This is a genomic window from Nonomuraea sp. NPDC050691 (genome assembly GCF_040654455.1).
GTDB lineage: Bacteria > Actinomycetota > Actinomycetes > Streptosporangiales > Streptosporangiaceae > Nonomuraea.
The window spans coordinates 1-16131 of record NZ_JBFAIA010000056.1 but is presented as its reverse complement, the minus strand read 5'-3'; the positions used below and the strand labels follow the sequence as shown (position 1 = coordinate 16131).

The window sequence follows — 16131 nt, the reverse complement described above, 5'->3', positions numbered from 1 at the left end:
GGGATGGACATCAGACAGCTCATCGAGAAGTCCGGGGACGCCGCGATCGTGAGGCGCGTCTTCGGTGAGCCCGTGCGCCAGGGCGATGTCACCGTCGTCCCGGTCGCCCGCGTCGCCGGAGGCGGAGGCGGCGGCGAGGGCAGGCGCGAGGGAGCGGAGGGGGAGGAGAGCGGAACGGGCAGCGGCGGCGGTTACGGCTACGCCGCCTGGCCCGCGGGCGTGTACGTGATCAAGAACGACGACGTGCGCTGGCAGCCCGCCGTGGACGTCACCCGCATCGTGGTGGGCGGCCAGATCGCCTTCGTCGTGCTCGTGCTCGCGCTCCGGTCCATCCTCAACAAGCGCCGCCGCCGCTAGACGGCTCTCCTCCCGTACGCGGCGGAAGGCGTGCGGGAGGAGCGGGCCTTGTCCGGTGTGAGGAAGCGGCCCCGCCACTCTTTCGCGGAGGTGGCATAGGGGACAGGTGTGGCGAAAGAGGCATGTCCTTCATCCCCTTCGTGAGAGCATGGCCGCGAGTCGGCGATCATGCCGACTCGCTGTAACGGCCGCTGTCACGGCCGGTCTCGAAAGGGTTGGAACGAATGCGCAAGACGGCGAAGGCTCTCGGCCTGGCTGCACTGCTGAGTGCCGGGACGATCGTCATCAACCCCGCCCCCGTCCTGGCCGCGGCCTACACCCCGGAAGCCGCCTGCGCCAAGCAGTCCGGGTACGGCGGCTGGACCCACGTCAACGACAACAGGCGGACGCTGAAGAACGGCAGCTCCGTCTGGGGCTACGTCTACCTGATGTGGAACCACAGCCACCTGACCAACTGCGTCACGGTGATCAAGACGGCCTACGCCGGCACCCCCACCTACACCCAGGCGATCCTCAAGCTGCAGGGCGGCGGCGCCTACCGCGACCCCGGCACCCTCACCGCGAAGAAGTACAAGTACTTCGCGGCCGCCATCGGGTACGGCAAGAAGCAGTGCGTCGACTTCGAGGGCATCACCACCGACACCCGCAGGGACTACGGGATCGCCTCGGCCAAGCGCGGGCGCTTCGCCAACTGCGGCTGACCCCGGCGTCCGAGCGGGCCGCTAGGCGACCGTGACGCCCAGCAGGTGGCCGAGGCCGAAGGTCACGGCCGCGGCGCCGACGCCCAGGGCGAGCTGGCGCAGGCCGCCCAGCCACCACGGGCGGGCCGTCATGCGGGCCACCACCGCGCCGAACCCGAACAGCGCCAGCACGCTCAGCACCACCGCCACCGCCAGCCCCGACGCCCCGAACAGGAAGGGCGCCAGCGGCACCAGCGCGCCCGCGGCGAACGCGCCGAACGACGAGGCGGCGGCCAGCCGCGGCGAGGGCAGGTCGTCGGGGTCCACACCCAGTTCCTCGCGCACGTGGACGCGCAGCGCCTGCTCCGGGTCCGCCGACAGCCCGGCCGCGACCTGGCGGGCCAGTTCGGCGTCCAGGCCGCGGGCCCGGTAGAGGGCGGCCAGCTCGGCCTGCTCGCCCTCCGGGTTGCGGTCGAGCTCGCGGCGCTCCACGGCGATCTCGGCGCGCATCAGCTCGGTCTGCGACTTGACCGAGGTGTACTCGCCGGCGGCCATCGAGCACGCGCCCGCGACCAGCCCGGCGAACCCGGCCAGCACCGCCCCGCGGCCCGCTCCCGCGGCACCCACCACGCCGGCGATCAGTGCGAAGTTCGAGACGAGTCCGTCCATGGCTCCGAACACCGCCGGCCGCAGCCATCCGCCGGTCACGTCCCGGTGGGTGTGGTGCTGCTCGGGGGAGTACGGCTGGGCGAGCTCGACGGTCATGACAAAGCCTCCAAATGCCTATTTCTACGTGAAATTTAGGCATAGATCCGGAAGGGCCGCAACGAAGGGGAGGCTTGCCTGACCTGCGGCGTTACCGGGGAAGCGGGCGAGGACGACCGCGTGAGGGCCGGTGCGTCCGGCGACATGAGCGCGGGCGCCGTCGGCCGCTCGGCCGTGGGCGCCCGCGCCGTGGTGGATCGGGCCTTCGGACCCTAGAGGCCGGTACGCAGGACCGGCCGCGCCCGGTCCTCCGCGTCTCCTCCCGTGGCGGGCTCGGCCGCGGGCCGGGGCGCGGGCAGGGCGGGGCCGTGGATGAGCGCCGAGCAGTCGGCGATCGCCTCGGTCAGCAGCTCCCGCAGCAGCGTGTCCGGGTCGGAGATGCACGCCTGCACGATCCCCACCACCGACAGCTGCACCGCGTTGGGCGCGGCGTAGCGGCGGAAACCCTTCTCCGTGATCCGCGCCGCCCGGCTGAACTTCCTGGCCTGCTCCGCCGCGCGCGGCACCTGCGCCATGGCCCATGCGCTGCGTTCGCTCACCCGCCCCGACGGGACCCCGTCGAGCCGGCACAGGATCTCCTCGGCCGCCAGCACCGAGACCGCCAGGGCGAGCTGCCGCTCGGCGGCGGCCACCGGCAGCGCCGTCGTCGCGCACCTGAGGGAGATCTGGGCGTCGACGCGCAGGTCGTCGCTGGCCAGGCCGATGATGGACGGGACCAGTTCGATGAGCTCGCCCCGGTTGTCGTCGCTCGTGTTGTCGTTGACCAGGCGCGCGAGCGCGGCCAGCAGCGGGTGCGTGCAGGCCGGGTGATCGCTCCAGCGCTCGCCGGCGAGATAGGACGCCAGCTCCATGAAGCAGGCACCGCGCTTCGGGTTGCGATGTCTCCCTCGGGACAGGACCGGCATGTGATCAAGGTGATTGTCCACGGGTGCTCCAACTCGACGGATCGCCGTGATTCCAGTCTGCGCCGTCGACCGCGCGAGCGCCAGTGATGGGAGGTATCCCGGCTCCTGGCTCGCAATGATGCCGGCGGCGCGAACATGGGCGGCAGACATCGGATGACTGGCCCCTTGAGGTCGGTGGTCCGTTCCCGCCGGTTCGAGCCCGGATCGCCGGGTACGTAGCTGCTCGGAGACCTCTCTCGGCGAGACGTCCGGCACAGGCGCGGGGGCGCGAGGAAACCCCCGCCACCATGCGGATCCGCGGTCAACGGCATGATCACACGTGATCGAAAAGGAGAGCGCCCGGGGACGGGCACGTGCTAGGTTTCCGACACTTCCCGACTCGAGCGCCGGGCGGCGGCCGGGGTTGTCACAGCCGCGCGGAGCACATCATCCGGATGGGGGCACCGACGGTGAGGTGGGCGCTGCTGCTCGCGGCCGCGACGACGCTGTGGCTGGCACAGCCCGCCGCGGCGCATGCCATGGACGCGGCCCAGGCTGTGGACGCGGCTCGGACCACGACCCAGGCCACGGCCACGACCCGGACGACGCGCCAGGCCGCCGACGGGCGGGTCGTCTTCATCGGCGTGCCCGGCCTGCACTGGAACGACCTCGACCCGGCCCGCACCCCCCACCTGTGGCGGCTCGCGGGCGAGAGCGCGCTCGGATCGGTCTCGGTCAAGACGGTCGGCACCGTCGCCTGCCCCTACGACGGCTGGCTGACGGTCTCCTCCGGCGTCCGCTCCGCGGTCGGCCACGGCTGCGGCCTGCCGCCCGAGCCCGAGACGCGCGGCACCGGCGCGGTCGTGCCCGGCTTCCAGGACCTGCGCGGCCTGCGCGACGGCACGTACGCGGGCACGCTCGGCCAGGCCGTCCACGCCGCCGGGCAGTGCACGGCCGCGGTCGGCCCGGGAGCGGCGCTCGCCCTGGCCGACCTGGAGGGCAAGGTGGACGTGTACGCGTCCGAGCCCGCCGTGCTGGCCGACTGGACACGCTGCCGCGTCACGGCCGTCGACGTGGACGAGCTGATCACCCCGTACCTCTCCGGCGGCGGGTTGCCCGCCGAGCCCGAGGCGCTGGCGCCCGCGCGGCGCGAGGAGGCGGCGCGCGCCGCCGACGCGAAGGTCGGCGAGGCGCTGGCCAAGGTCCCCGCGGGCAGTGACGTGGTGCTGGCCGGTGTCGGCGACCACGGCACCGTGCCGCACCTGCGGGTGGCCATGTGGAAGGGCGCTCAGGCGAAGCCGGGGGCGATGCTCGGCACCACCTCGACCCGGCGCGACGACATCGTCATCCTGCCCGACATCGCCCCCACCGTGCTGGCCGCCGCCGGCATCGGGGCGCCGCCCACCGTCGTGGGCGTGCCCTGGCACCCGGGCGCCGTCCTGCCGCTCGACGAGGCCGCCGCCCACCTGCGCGAGTCCGACCTGACCGGCACCACGGTGCGCTCCACGACCGGACTGTTCTTCACCGGGTTCGCCATCCTGCAGGTGTCGTTCTACGTCATCGCCTACCTCCTGCTCTCGCGCCGCAGGCGGCCCTACGCCGTGGGCGTCGCCGCCCTGGGGGTCGCCTCGATCCCCGTCTCCACGTACCTCGTGAACCTGCTGCCGTGGGTGCGCGCCGGTGTGCCGGTCGCGGCCCTGGTCGGCGGGGTGCTCGGGCTGGCCGCCCTGATCGTCCTGACGGCCCTCGCGGGCCCGTGGCGGCGCCATCCGCTCGGCCCGCCCGCCGTGGTCGCCGGCGTCACCGCCGCCACCCTGGTCGGCGACCTGCTGAGCGGCACGACCCTGCAGTTCAACAGCCTCATGGGCTACACCGCCGTCGTGGGCGGCCGCTACTACGGGCTGGCCAACATCCCGTTCGCGCTGCTCGCCACCGCCGTGCTCATGGTGACCGCCCTCGCCGCCGACCACCTCGTACGGATCGGGCGCCGGACGGTCGCGGTGGCGCTGGTCTCCACGCTCGGCCTGATCGCCATGCTGCTGGCCGGATGGCCGGGCGTGGGCAGTGACTTCGGCGGCGTGATCGCCTTCGTGCCCGGGATCGCGGTGACGGCGATGCTGGTGGCGGGACGGCGGGTGTCGCTGATGAAGCTCGCCGGGTTCTGCGTCCTGGGCGGTGTGGCGGTGACGATCATCGCGGTGCTGGACCACACGCGGCCCGTCGCGTCGCAGACGCACCTCGGCCGGTTCGTCGGCCAGGTGATCGACGGGACGTTCCTGCCCATGATCGGCCGCAAGCTCGGGGCGATGCTCAGCACCATGCTCTCGCCCAACCTCATGCCGATCGTGATCGTCGGACTGGCGTTCCTCGTGTTCGCGCTGCTGCGGCCGGCCAAGGTGAGCGCGGGCCTGGTGCCGCAGGCGTTCGCCCGGGCCCCGATGCTGCGGGCCGGCCTGGTGGGCGCGCTGGTCAGCGGCGTGGTCGGCATGCTGGTCAACGACTCGGGCACGGCGGTGCTGTCGATGGCGGTGTCGCTGGCCGTGCCTCTGGTGCTGTACGCGGGGCTGCGCTCCCCGATGCCCGAGCCCGAGCCCGACGCCCAGCCCGGCACGCTCGAACCCCACGGCGCGGCCCACACCCCCGCCTGACCCCGCGCGGACGGCCCAGCCGGCTGGGGGCGTCAGCGCCCGCCAGCTCTTGAAGTTTTCTTTTAGTTCATCGCCAAGACTTGAAAGTTATAGCCACGAGCGATTGAGTTCGGTCGTGCAGACCCTCCGTTACGTGGCCGCCGCCGCGTCCGTGCTCCTGTTAGGAGTCGCGCTCCCGGCGCAGGCCGATCCCCAGCCCCCCGCCGAGGACGCGCTCCAAGCGTCGTCCTACCCTCCGGCCTCCACGCTCCTCGCCGACGCCACGGCCGCCGCCACCGCCACGCAGCGGCTGGAGACCGACAAGCGGACCCGCCCCGTCGCCCCCGGCGTCTCGCTCACCTCCTTCGACCGCTACGACGCGCTCGGCTGGCTGCGCGGCGACGCCGTCACCGCCGACCTCGGCGGCGCCAAGGCCGACTACGTCTTCTCCGGCGAGGTCACCAGGACCGAGCCGCTGTCCGGCCCCGCCAAGCGCGCCCGAGCCGTCGTGGCCGTCAACGGCGACTTCTTCGACATCAACGCCTCCGGCGCCGCCCAGGGCGTCGGCGTCCAGAACGGCACCCTGATCCAGTCGCCCGTCGCCGGCCACGAGAACGCCGTCGCGATCACCGGAGACGGCGTCGGCCGGGTCCTCAAGGCGTACTTCGAGGGCACCGCCACCCCATCCGGTGGCACGCCGATCCCGCTCACCCAGTTCAACCAGGTGATCCAGAAGGACGGCGTCGGCCTGTTCACGCCGCTGTGGGGCTCCTACACGCGGGCCCGCGCCGTCGAGGGCGCCTCCGCCGTCACCGAGGTCGTCCTCAAGGACGGCGTCGTCACCGAGGTACGGCAGGCGGCCGGCACCGGACCCGTCCCGGCGGGCACGACCGTCCTGCTCGGCCGCGACGCCGGCGCCGCCGCGCTGGCCGCGCTCAAGGCCGGCGACAAGATCGACGTCGCCTACCGGCCCAAGGCGTCCGACGGCAGCACGCTCAAGGCCGCGCTCGGCGGCAACTACGTGCTCGTCAAGGACGGCGTCGTGCAGAACTCGTCCGACCAGGCCGCGCACCCGCGCACCGCGGTCGGCTTCTCCGCCGACGGCCGGACGATGTACCTGCTGACCGTGGACGGCCGCCAGGCCGACAGCCGCGGCGTCACCCTCAACGAGCTGGCCGCGATGATGGCCGAGCTGGGCGCCGCCAACGCCCTCAACCTCGACGGCGGCGGCTCCTCGACGATGCTCGCCCGCGAGCCCGGCCAGGCCGACGTCCAGGTCGAGAACAGCCCGTCCGACGGCGGCGAGCGGCACGTCCCCAACGGCCTCGCGCTGTTCGCCCCGGAGGGCAGCGGCAAGCTGAAGGGCTTCTGGCTGGAGACCGCCGGCGACCCGTCCCGCGTGCCCGGCGCCGGCCCGGTCGCGGGCGGCCGGCCCGACCGCGTCTTCCCCGGCCTCACCCGGCGGCTGACCGCGGCCGGCTACGACGAGACGTACGGCCCCGCCGCCGGCACGCCGGCCTGGCGCTCCGAGCCGGCCGTCCACGGCGTCGTCCGCGACGGGAAGTTCCACGCGCTCGTGCCCGGCCAGGCCACCGTCACCGCCTCCCGCGGCGCCGCCAAGGGCACGCTGGAGCTCACCGTCCTGCAGCCGCTGCAGCGGCTCGGCCTCACCACCGACCGCGTCGGCCTGCCCGGCGCCGCGGGCAGCGCCACGTTCGGCGTCGTCGGCTACGACCGCAACGGCAACTCGGCGCCCGTCGAGCCCGCCGACCTGACCCTGTCGTACGACAAGGACCTGTTCGAGGTGGCACCCACCGACCAGGGGTACTTCACGGTCAAGGCGAAGAAGGAGACCGGCTCCGGCCTCATCACCGCCAAGGTCGGCTCGATCAGCGCCGCCGTGCCCGTCACCGTCGGCTTCGAGGACAAGCCGGTCGCGGGCTTCGACGACGCCGCGTCCTGGACGTTCGCCGCAGCCCGCGCCACAGGCTCCCTGTCGGCCACGACCGGCCAGAGCGGGGGCGGCCTCAAGCTGGCCTACGACTTCACCCAGTCCACCGCCACCCGCGCCGCGTACGCCAGCCCGCCCCAGCAGATCGTCGTGCCGGGGCAGCCGCAGGCGTTCGGGATGTGGATCAACTCCACCGGCAAGGGCGAGTGGCCCAGCCTGGAGTTCTACGACGCGCTCGGCCAGTCGCAGATCCTGCGCGGGCCGTACATGACGTGGACCGGCTGGAAGTACGTCGAGTTCGCCGTGCCGGCGGGCGTCAACTACCCGCTGAAGCTGCGGCGCTTCTACGTGGCCGAGACGCGCGCCGACCAGAAGTACGCCAACGAGATCGTCATCGACGGGCTCGTCGCCAAGGTGCCGCCGTCGGTGTCCGCCCCGGCCGCCGCCAAGGTCGCCGACCCGGTGGTCAGGCCGGACGTGGCCGCGATGCCGTGGCGGTTCGCGGTCATGTCGGACGCCCAGTTCGTCGCCCGCGACCCCGACAGCGACATCGTCCGCAACGCCCGCCGCACGCTGCGTGAGATCAAGGCCGCCAAGCCGGACTTCCTGCTCATCAACGGCGACCTCGTGGACGAGGCGTCGCCGGAGGACTTCGCGCTGGCCAGGCGGATCCTCGACGAGGAGCTGGGCGGCGCCCTGCCGTACCACTACGTGCCCGGCAACCACGAGGTGATGGGCGGCAAGATCGACAACTTCAAGGCCGTCTTCGGCGACACGTACAAGACGTTCGACCACAAGGGCACCCGTTTCGTCACGCTCGACACCTCGCGCCTGAACCTGCGCGGCGGCGGCTTCGAGCAGGTCGCGCTGCTGCGCGAGCAGCTCGACGCGGCGGCCCGCGACGCCTCGGTCGGCTCGGTCGCGGTGCTGTTCCACGTGCCGCCGCGCGACCCCACGCCCGGCAAGGGCAGCCAGCTCGGCGACCGCAAGGAGGCCGCGCTGGTCGAGCAGTGGCTCGCCGGCTTCCAGCGGACCACCGGCAAGGGCGCCGCCTACATCGGCGCGCACGTCGGCACCTTCCACGCCTCGCGGGTGGACGCGGTGCCGTACTTCATCAACGGCAACTCCGGCAAGAACCCCGCCACGGCCGCGGACGACGGCGGGTTCACCGGGTGGTCGCTGTGGGGCGTGGACCCGGTGACGGCGAAGGAGGCCGAGCAGGTCCGGCGCAACTGGTTCGTGGACGCCCCGGCCTGGATCGGCACGCAGGTGCGGCCGCACGTGGACGAGCTCACGCTCACAGCCCCCGCGACGCTCGCCGCCGGTGCCACCGGCCGGGTCGCGGCCGAGGTCAAGCAGGGGACGCGGACGGTTCCGGCGGCGTACCCGGTGTCGGCCGCCTGGTCGGGCTCGCCCAACCTGCACGTCGGCCCGGCCCGTACGGCCAAGCCGTGGCACGTGGCGGTGCTCGACCCGGAGACGGGCACGCTGACGGCGCGGCGCGCCGGACAGGTGACGGTCGCGGTCACGGTCAGCGGGGTCACCCGCCAGGCCACGGTCGCGATCACGGCGAAGGCCGCCGCCTGACGTCCCGGCACCTGACACGTCCGGGCGTCGTGACGCCTCGGACGTGACGCCTTGAGGGCGCCCGCTCGGACACGGGCGGGTGCCCTCGTCCATGCGGCGGCCCGCATGGGGGGACGGCGGGCGGGTACGGCGGCATCCGACGGATGCCGGAACCCAGGGGAGGAACGCCGATGGCCGTCGACCTCACCGAGCTCATCGACGACCTGCCCCTGGTGGACCACCACGTCCACGGCGCCACCGCGCACGACCTGTCCCGCCGCGCGTTCGAGGAGCTGATCACCGAGTCGGACCGCCCGGTGCCGGCCTGGATGACCACGTTCGACTCCCAGCTCGGGCACGCCATCCTCCGGCACTGCGCCCCCGAACTGGGGCTCGACCCGCACGCCTCGCCCGAGGAGTACCTGGCGCGCCGGGCCCGGCTGGGCGCCGGCGAGGTCAACCGGCGGCTCCTCGGCGCCACCGGCGTCGGTCACTACCTGCTGGAGACCGGCCACCGGGGGGAGGAGATCCTGGGTCCCGGCGGGATGGCCGAGGTCACCGGCGTTCCCGTGGACGAGGTGGTGCGGCTGGAGCAGGTCGCCGAGCAGGTGGCGGCCTCCGGCTGCGCGGCGGGCGCGTTCGCGCGGCGCTTCGCCGAGGCGCTGTGGGAACGCACCCGTACGGCGCGCGGCCTGAAGACCGTCGCGGCCTACCGCCACGGCCTCGGCTTCGACCCCTCACGGCCCTCGGCGGCCGAGGTCGCGGAGGCGGCCGGCCGCTGGCTGGCGGAGGGCGAGGCGGCCGCGGACCACGCCGCCGGGGAGCCGGACGGCGGGCCCGGCGCGGGACCGTACGGGGGATCCGGGAGCGTGCCGGAGAGACGGCTCGGCCTGGTGAAGGACGCGGGCCCGGGCACGGCCGGGTGGCGGGTCACGGACCCCGTCCTGCTGCGGCACCTCATCTGGACCGGCCTCGACCGGGGACTCCCGCTCCAGTTCCACACCGGCTTCGGCGACCCCGACGTGGACCTGCGCCGCGCGGACCCGCTCCTGCTGCGCGGGCTCATCGAACTCGCCGAGCCGACCGGGGTGCCGATCATGTTGCTCCACTGCTATCCGTACGTCCGCGGCGCCGGGCACCTCGCCCACGCCTACCCGGCCGTCCACTTCGACGTAGGCCTCGGCGTCACCTACACCGGCGCCCGCGCCGCCGCCCTGGTGGCGGAGAGCCTGGAGGTGGCGCCGTTCGCCAAGCTGCTGTTCTCCTCCGACGCGTGGGGGCCGGCCGAGCTGCACCATCTCGGCGCGACGCTGTGGCGGCGCGCGCTGGCGCGGGTGCTGGGCGGGTTCGTGAACGAGGGGGAGTGGTCGCCCGCCCAGGCGGCGCGGGTCGCGGCCATGGTGGGCGCCGGGAACGCCCGCCGCGTCTATGCCCTGACCGCCCCCCGCCCCTGACCTGCCCGCCCCTGACCGGCCGGCCCCGCACGCTCCCGCCTCACCTCCCCGCCCGAGCACGTCGTCCGGGATCGCCGGCGCCGGCCCGCGCCTCTCACTTCGTGCCGCGCTCCCGGCTGAGGGAGCGCAGGGTGTCGGCGCGGCGGACGCGCTGGGCCAGGTCGTGGTCCAGGGCCGGCATCTCGCGGGCCGGGCAAGGCTCGTCGCGCAGTTCGGCGGCGAGAACGCGGTCGAGGCGGAAGCCGCGCCCGGCCCGGCGGCTGCGGCACCAGCCGATGAGGTACCACGAGCCGGAGGCGGTCAGCAGGCCGCCCGGCTCGACCTCGCGCTCGCTCTCCCGCTCCGCGGAGTCGGCGTACCGGATCCACACGACGCGCTGCCGGGCCACCGCCTGCTCGATGACCGGCAGGACGCCGGGGGCGGTGCGGGCGGGCAGCACGTGGATGCGGTCGGTCAGGGCGCGCACCTCCTCGGCGGCGGACTCGCCCAGCGCGGCGGCCAGCTTGCGCATCGCGGCCGGGCCCGCGGCCGAGAACGGCGTGCTCTGCTCGGCACCGGCCAGCGCGGCGGCCACCGCGAGCGCCTCGGCCGCCGTGAGGTTGATCGGCGGCAGGGCGGTCTCGCGGTCGATGAACCAGCCGCCCGTCCGCCCCGCCTCCATGCGCACCGGCACGCCGGTCTCCATCAGCGCCTGCAGGTCCCGCTGCACGGTGCGACGCGACACGCCGTACCGGCTAGCCAGCCAGCCCACCGTGCGCGGCCGGGGCGCGGCGGCGCGCAGCTCCTCGACCAGGGCGTAGAGGCGTTCGGTACGGTTCATGGCGGTGTTCAGACTAGGCGGCGTCCAGATGAGGCCGCCCACCGGCTCGGCCGGCCGTGGCGGCCGGGGTCAGCTCGTGGGTGTCGTGTGCGGGGGGCGTCCGGCGGCGCCGACGTCCGAGGCCTGCCCGGCTGCTCGTCCCGCGCTGATCGTCATCACGGCGAGGCCGGCCAGGACGAGTCAGCGCGATGAGCTCGACGGGCATGCGCCGGCTGCCGTTTGCCTGATGTGTCACCCGGACATCATCCACCGGCCCCCGAGGCGGCCCGATCGCGGGCGTCGTCGTTCAGGCGGACGTACTTCCGCCCCAGCCGGCTGAGGCATCGATCATCAGGCGCCGGACCGTGGCGGCATGCCGGGGTGTCGTCCCGGTGCGCGCGCCGCCTGCCGCCACGGGACCGGCGGTGACGGTCTCACTCCGTGACGGACAGCCGCTGGACGTCGGCGCCGTCGAGCTTGACGGGGTTGTCCGGCATCGCCGAGTAGGTGCCCGCCGAGGTGACGACGTACTTGGCCTGCTCCGGGTTGAGCAGCGAGGCCGGCGAGTCGGGATAGGTCTCCAGGAACATCATGTAGGTGACGCCCGACTTCAACGGTGTCACGTCCGCCTGCTCGTAGGTCACGCCGTCGAGCGTGCCACCGAGCTCCTTCACCTGGATGATCTGGCCCACCCGGGCCGGCCCCTTGCGCACCCTCAGCACCTCGACGGAACTGACCGTGATGACGGTGGGCGACTCGGCGGGCGGGGCCGCCGCCGCGTCAGGGGTGGCGCCGGCGTTCGGATTCAGCTGCGGATCGGTCTCGGTCTCGTCGACCGGCGGCTCGGCCACGGCCATGACGCGTCTGTCTCCGGTCAGCCGGCCCTCGATCACCAGCTTCGCCCCGGTGAACAGCGCGTCGGCGCTGTTGTACACCGGATAATCGGCCGCGTAGACGACCGTCTTCTCCTCCGCCGAGCACGCGGACAGGAACAGCACGGCCAGGGCGGCCGCCCCGAGCCTTCGCATTGCGACCTTCATCGGCTTCGACTCCCGTTCTCCTCGTGAATGTTCTCGGTCGAGGCCGCTCAGTAATAGGCGTTGACGTCGGAGACGTCATGGGCCTGCGGTTTGGTCATCGTGTCGCGATTTCTGCCGTGGTTCATGATGGACGTGGTGCTGTTGTGCGCCAGATTCAGCGCGTGTCCCAACTCGTGCACGAAGATGCTGGTCACGTAGTTGGAGAAGTTGCCGGCGTCCCGATTGATGGTGCGCGAGTTCAGCTTGATGTAGAGGCAGCTGTCCCCGCACCTGGTGTACTTGCCGTACCAGGTGTCCCGATACGACTTCACGGTGATCGTCGAGCCGGAGTTCCGGTTCTTGTAGATGTCGGCGGGGGACGACGTGGCGTTCCAGTTGGCCAGCGCCTTGTTCATCGGCTTCTGCCAGGTGTCGTTGTAGCTGTAGGGGTAGATGCCGATGCGGGCGATGAGCTGGCCGGTCCCGTTCCAGTGCGCGGACGCGGGGGTGGCGCCGACGCTCACGCAGAGGACCCCGGCGAGGGTCACGGCCAGCAGTCGCGAAGCTTTCTTTTTCGCGCTCCCGGCGCGGGGGTCTGACAATGCCACGATCCACTCCGATTCTTTCTCGGGCAGGGCGGAAAAGCGTGACGGGCGGAGGAAATGACGCGGTCACCGGTCGCGCCCGGACGGGCGGCCGGCACGGTTTCACCGAGGCGTCGTGACGATTATCGGTTCACATCGGCGGAAACCGTTTACACGCTGCGACGGTACTCGACGCGCAGTTATACGCACAAGATCAACGCAGAGTTCCGGAAACCATCGTCTCCGTCATATCGGCCGGTCCTCCCATGCGCGGGGAGGCTGCCCGGATATGGACGCGGGAAAAACGCCGGTGGCGCGCCGCCGAGGGCCGCGCGCCACCGGTTCCGTCTCAAGGCCGGCGGTCAGGGGCGAGGGTGTGGATCAGCTCGCCCACGAGGTGCTCCGCCAGCGCCACCACGGGCAGGTTCGTGGTCGCCCGGGGGATCACCGGCATGACGGAGGCGTCGGCGACCCACAGGTTGTCGGCGCCGTGCACCCGCCCCTGCCCGTCCACCACCGCGCCGGCCGCGGGGTCGGCGCCGATCGCGCACGTGCCCACCGGGTGCCAGTAGTGGGCGGCGACACGGCGCAGCGTCTCGTCGTCCGCGGCCGGAGTCGCGCTGAACGCGTCCAGAGGCTCCCCGAGCAGCGGGCCCAGCGCGGGGGAGGCGGCCATGGCCCGGCACAGCTCCACCCCGGCCCGCAGCGCCGCCAGGTCGGCTCCGTCCGGGTCCGACAGGTACGCGTGGTCGATGACCGGCCGTACCTCCGGGTCGGGGGAGACCAGCCGGAGCGTGCCGCGCGAGCGGGGCGTGAGACACGCCGCGGGCAGCACGCAGGTCCATCCGCCTTCCTCCGAGGCGCCCGTCCACGGCAGCAGGTGCAGGTCGTACGGGGCGCGCCCGCCCCGCGACAGCGCCTTGCCGATCACCTGCTCGTCGGGCACGGGCCGCACCCGCGCGTAGGCCGCCAGCCGCCGCCTCAGCTCCTCGCCCGCGGCGAACCGCAGCTCGGCCAGGGGATGGTCGTGCAGGTTGCGCCCCACCCCGGGCAGGTCGAGGCGCGGCTCGACGCCCAGCGCCCGCAGCTCGCCGGCCGGTCCCACGCCGCTGCGCAGCAGGATCTCCGGGCTGCCGTACGCGCCGCCGCACAGCACGAACCGATCCGCCTCGACGACGACCGCGCGCCCCCCGCGCCGCACGTGCGCCCGCCGCACCGCCGAGTTCCGGAACTCCAGCCGGTCGACGAGCGCGTGGTCGAGCACCTGCAGCCGCCGCTCACCGCGTACCGGGTCGAGATAGGCGAACCCGGTGTTCCACCGGATCCCGCCGGGGTTGTTCACCGGTGACGGGCCGCAGCCCGCGCCGCCGAGCAGGTCGTCCAGGTCGTCGGTGCGCGGGATCCCCGACTGGACCATCGCCTCCATGGCCGCCGCCTGGAACGGCGTGAGATCCTCGTCCGCGTCGCGCCGCACGCGCAGCCGGGCCGCGGCGCGCTCCACGAGCCCGGCCAGCGACTCGGACGTCCAGGACAGTTCCCACGCGCGGTAGTCGTCGGCGTGGCCGACGGTCTGGGAGCAGCCGTTGTGGGAGGAGCAGCCGCCGACGACCCGGGCCCGCTCGAACGGCAGCTCACGGCCGGGCGCCGCGCCCGGACCCCGGTAGCCCCAGTCGTGGGTGGAGGGCAGCGTCGTGCTGTCGAGCAGTTCCCCGGGCCACCGCCCCGAGCCCGCCGGGCCGTAGTCGGGCCCGGCCTCGACGACCACGACCGACAGAGAAGTGCAAGCGACCAGCCGGCCGGCGACGACCGCGCCGGCGGTCCCGCCTCCGAGCACCGCGACGTCGGCGCGGACGGGCTGGTCATAGGGGCTCGCGAGGCTTACCATGAAGCTGAGTTTAATCGAACGGTCGATAAAATCAATGAAGGGGGCAGACGGACATGGACGTCGCCATCCTCGTCTACGACGGGTTCACCGCACTGGACGCCACCGGGCCCTTCGAGGTGCTGAGCCGCCTGCCGGACGTCCGCGTACGGTTCGTCGCGGCGACGCCGGGCACGACGGCGGCCGACCAGCCGGGGTTCGCGCTCGCGGCCGGGCCGCTGGAGGACATGGACCGGCCGGACGTCGTCGTGGTTGCCGGGGGCAGCACCACCCAGGGCTTCCTCGGCGACGACGCGATCCTGTCGTGGCTGCGCCGGGTGCACGGGACGAGCAGGTGGACGACGTCGGTGTGCACCGGCTCGCTGCTGCTCGGCGCGGCCGGCCTCCTGCGGGGCCGGCGGGCCACCACGCACTGGTACGAGCTGGAGAGCCTGCGCCGCTTCGGCGCCGAGCCCGTGCCGGAACGGGTCGTGGAGGACGGAAGGATCATGACGGCCGCCGGGGTGTCCTCCGGCATCGACATGGCGCTGCACGTCGTGGACCGGCTGCAGGGCCCCGCCTATGCGCAGGCGGTGCAGTTGGGGATCGAGTACGACCCTCAGCCGCCGCACGACGCCGGGTCGGTCGCCAAGGCCCCCGCCGAGGTGGTGCGGCTGATGACGGACGCCATGCGCCGCTCGTACGGCCCGTCCTGGGCCGAGCTCACCCCCACGACCACCTGAGATCGCCAGGGCCGGCCCCCGCGAAAACCGGGGCCGGGCCTCCGCGCCCAGGACCGGGCCCCCGCGATTCCGGCGCATGAACGCGCGTCCTTCCAGCTCGGGCTCCATCGGTGTGGCTGGAGCCCCGCAGGCGCGCGCTACGAGGCGGTGGGCCAGGGGAGATGACAGCGGACCCGCGACCCGTCCCGCACCGTGTCCGGCGGGGCGGCCTGCGCGCAGAGGCCGGCGGCCACCGGGCAGCGCGGGTGGAACCGGCAGCCGGCGGGCAGGCGCAGCAGGCTCGGCGGCTCGCCCGCCGGCGCCGCCACCCGCCGCCGCTCCCGGGAGGGCACCGCGTCCAGCAGCACCCGCGTGTACGGGTGGCCGGGCCGCCCGAACACCTCCTGCACCGGTCCCTCCTCCACGATCGACCCCAGGTACATGACGGCCACCCGGTCGCACAGCCCGCTCACCGTGGCCAGGTCGTGGGAGATGAACAGCACCGCGAGGCCCAGCCGTTCGCGCAGGTCGAGCAGCAGGTTGAGCACCGCGCCCGCCACGGAGGCGTCCAGCGCGGCCACGGCCTCGTCCGCGACCAGCACCTCAGGCTCCACGGCGAGCGCCCGGGCGATGGCCACGCGCTGCCGCTGACCGCCCGAGAGCTCGGCGGGCCGGGCGTGCAGGGTCCGGGGACCGAGCCCGACCAGCTCCAGCAGCTCGTCCACGCGCCGCGCCACCTGGTCGGGCGACCGGCGCCCGCGCAGCGGCTCGGCGAGCGTCCAGCCCACCGTGCGGCGCGGGTCGAGCGAGGCGCCCGGATCCTGGAAGATCATCTGTATGCGGCGGCGCGTGGCCGGTGGCC

At 73.6% G+C, this 16131-nt stretch carries 13 protein-coding genes; 6 read left to right on the top strand and 7 right to left on the bottom strand.

Features of this window, described 5'->3' with window-relative positions; translation table 11 throughout:
• Positions 1–3: 3 nt before the first annotated feature.
• Complete coding sequence (locus tag AB0H81_RS21220) at positions 4–357, top strand: spore germination protein GerW family protein (protein ID WP_358377005.1); 354 nt, start codon at positions 4–6, stop codon at positions 355–357.
• Positions 358–581: 224 nt separating this feature from the next.
• Entirely contained in the window at positions 582–1058 is a 477-nt protein-coding gene (locus tag AB0H81_RS21215) for a hypothetical protein (RefSeq protein ID WP_358377002.1), read from the top strand.
• 21 nt (positions 1059–1079) lie between these two features.
• Here AB0H81_RS21215 and AB0H81_RS21210 read toward each other — a convergent pair whose 3' ends face one another.
• Positions 1080–1802 (bottom strand): VIT1/CCC1 transporter family protein, encoded by a 723-nt coding sequence (locus tag AB0H81_RS21210; RefSeq protein WP_358377000.1) that lies wholly within the window; start codon positions 1800–1802, stop codon positions 1080–1082.
• A gap of 212 nt (positions 1803–2014) precedes the next feature.
• Complete coding sequence (locus tag AB0H81_RS21205) at positions 2015–2653, bottom strand: hypothetical protein (RefSeq protein WP_358376997.1); 639 nt, start codon at positions 2651–2653, stop codon at positions 2015–2017.
• Between the two features lie 488 nt (positions 2654–3141).
• Between AB0H81_RS21205 and AB0H81_RS21200 the strand changes: the two genes are divergently transcribed.
• The 3 genes from AB0H81_RS21200 to AB0H81_RS21190 all read left to right on the top strand — a co-directional run bounded on the left by AB0H81_RS21200 (position 3142) and on the right by AB0H81_RS21190 (position 10284).
• Positions 3142–5334 (top strand): hypothetical protein, encoded by a 2193-nt coding sequence (locus AB0H81_RS21200; RefSeq protein ID WP_358376994.1) that lies wholly within the window; start codon positions 3142–3144, stop codon positions 5332–5334.
• Positions 5335–5449: 115 nt separating this feature from the next.
• Positions 5450–8851, top strand: a complete 3402-nt coding sequence (locus AB0H81_RS21195) for a phosphodiester glycosidase family protein (RefSeq protein WP_358376991.1) — start codon at positions 5450–5452, stop codon at positions 8849–8851.
• 170 nt (positions 8852–9021) lie between these two features.
• Complete coding sequence (locus AB0H81_RS21190; RefSeq protein ID WP_358376988.1) at positions 9022–10284, top strand: amidohydrolase family protein; 1263 nt, start codon at positions 9022–9024, stop codon at positions 10282–10284.
• A 94-nt stretch (positions 10285–10378) separates the two neighbouring features.
• Here AB0H81_RS21190 and AB0H81_RS21185 read toward each other — a convergent pair whose 3' ends face one another.
• From AB0H81_RS21185 to AB0H81_RS21170, 4 genes are all read right to left on the bottom strand, one after another.
• A complete protein-coding gene (locus AB0H81_RS21185; RefSeq protein ID WP_358376985.1) occupies positions 10379–11104 on the bottom strand; it encodes a WYL domain-containing protein in 726 nt (241 codons plus the stop codon).
• Between the two features lie 413 nt (positions 11105–11517).
• Positions 11518–12111, bottom strand: coding sequence for a hypothetical protein (locus tag AB0H81_RS21180; protein ID WP_358376982.1), 594 nt, complete (start codon positions 12109–12111; stop codon positions 11518–11520).
• A gap of 59 nt (positions 12112–12170) precedes the next feature.
• A complete protein-coding gene (locus AB0H81_RS21175; protein WP_358376979.1) occupies positions 12171–12710 on the bottom strand; it encodes a hypothetical protein in 540 nt (179 codons plus the stop codon).
• 325 nt (positions 12711–13035) lie between these two features.
• Positions 13036–14571 (bottom strand): GMC family oxidoreductase, encoded by a 1536-nt coding sequence (locus AB0H81_RS21170; RefSeq protein WP_358376976.1) that lies wholly within the window; start codon positions 14569–14571, stop codon positions 13036–13038.
• A 53-nt stretch (positions 14572–14624) separates the two neighbouring features.
• On the opposite strand from AB0H81_RS21170, the gene AB0H81_RS21165 reads away from it, so the two are divergent.
• On the top strand, positions 14625–15290 hold the full coding sequence (locus AB0H81_RS21165; RefSeq protein WP_358376973.1) for a DJ-1/PfpI family protein: 666 nt from the start codon (positions 14625–14627) through the stop codon (positions 15288–15290).
• A gap of 137 nt (positions 15291–15427) precedes the next feature.
• Here AB0H81_RS21165 and AB0H81_RS21160 read toward each other — a convergent pair.
• A partial coding sequence (locus AB0H81_RS21160; RefSeq protein WP_358376970.1) for an ABC transporter ATP-binding protein occupies positions 15428–16131 on the bottom strand: 704 nt, incomplete at its 5' end.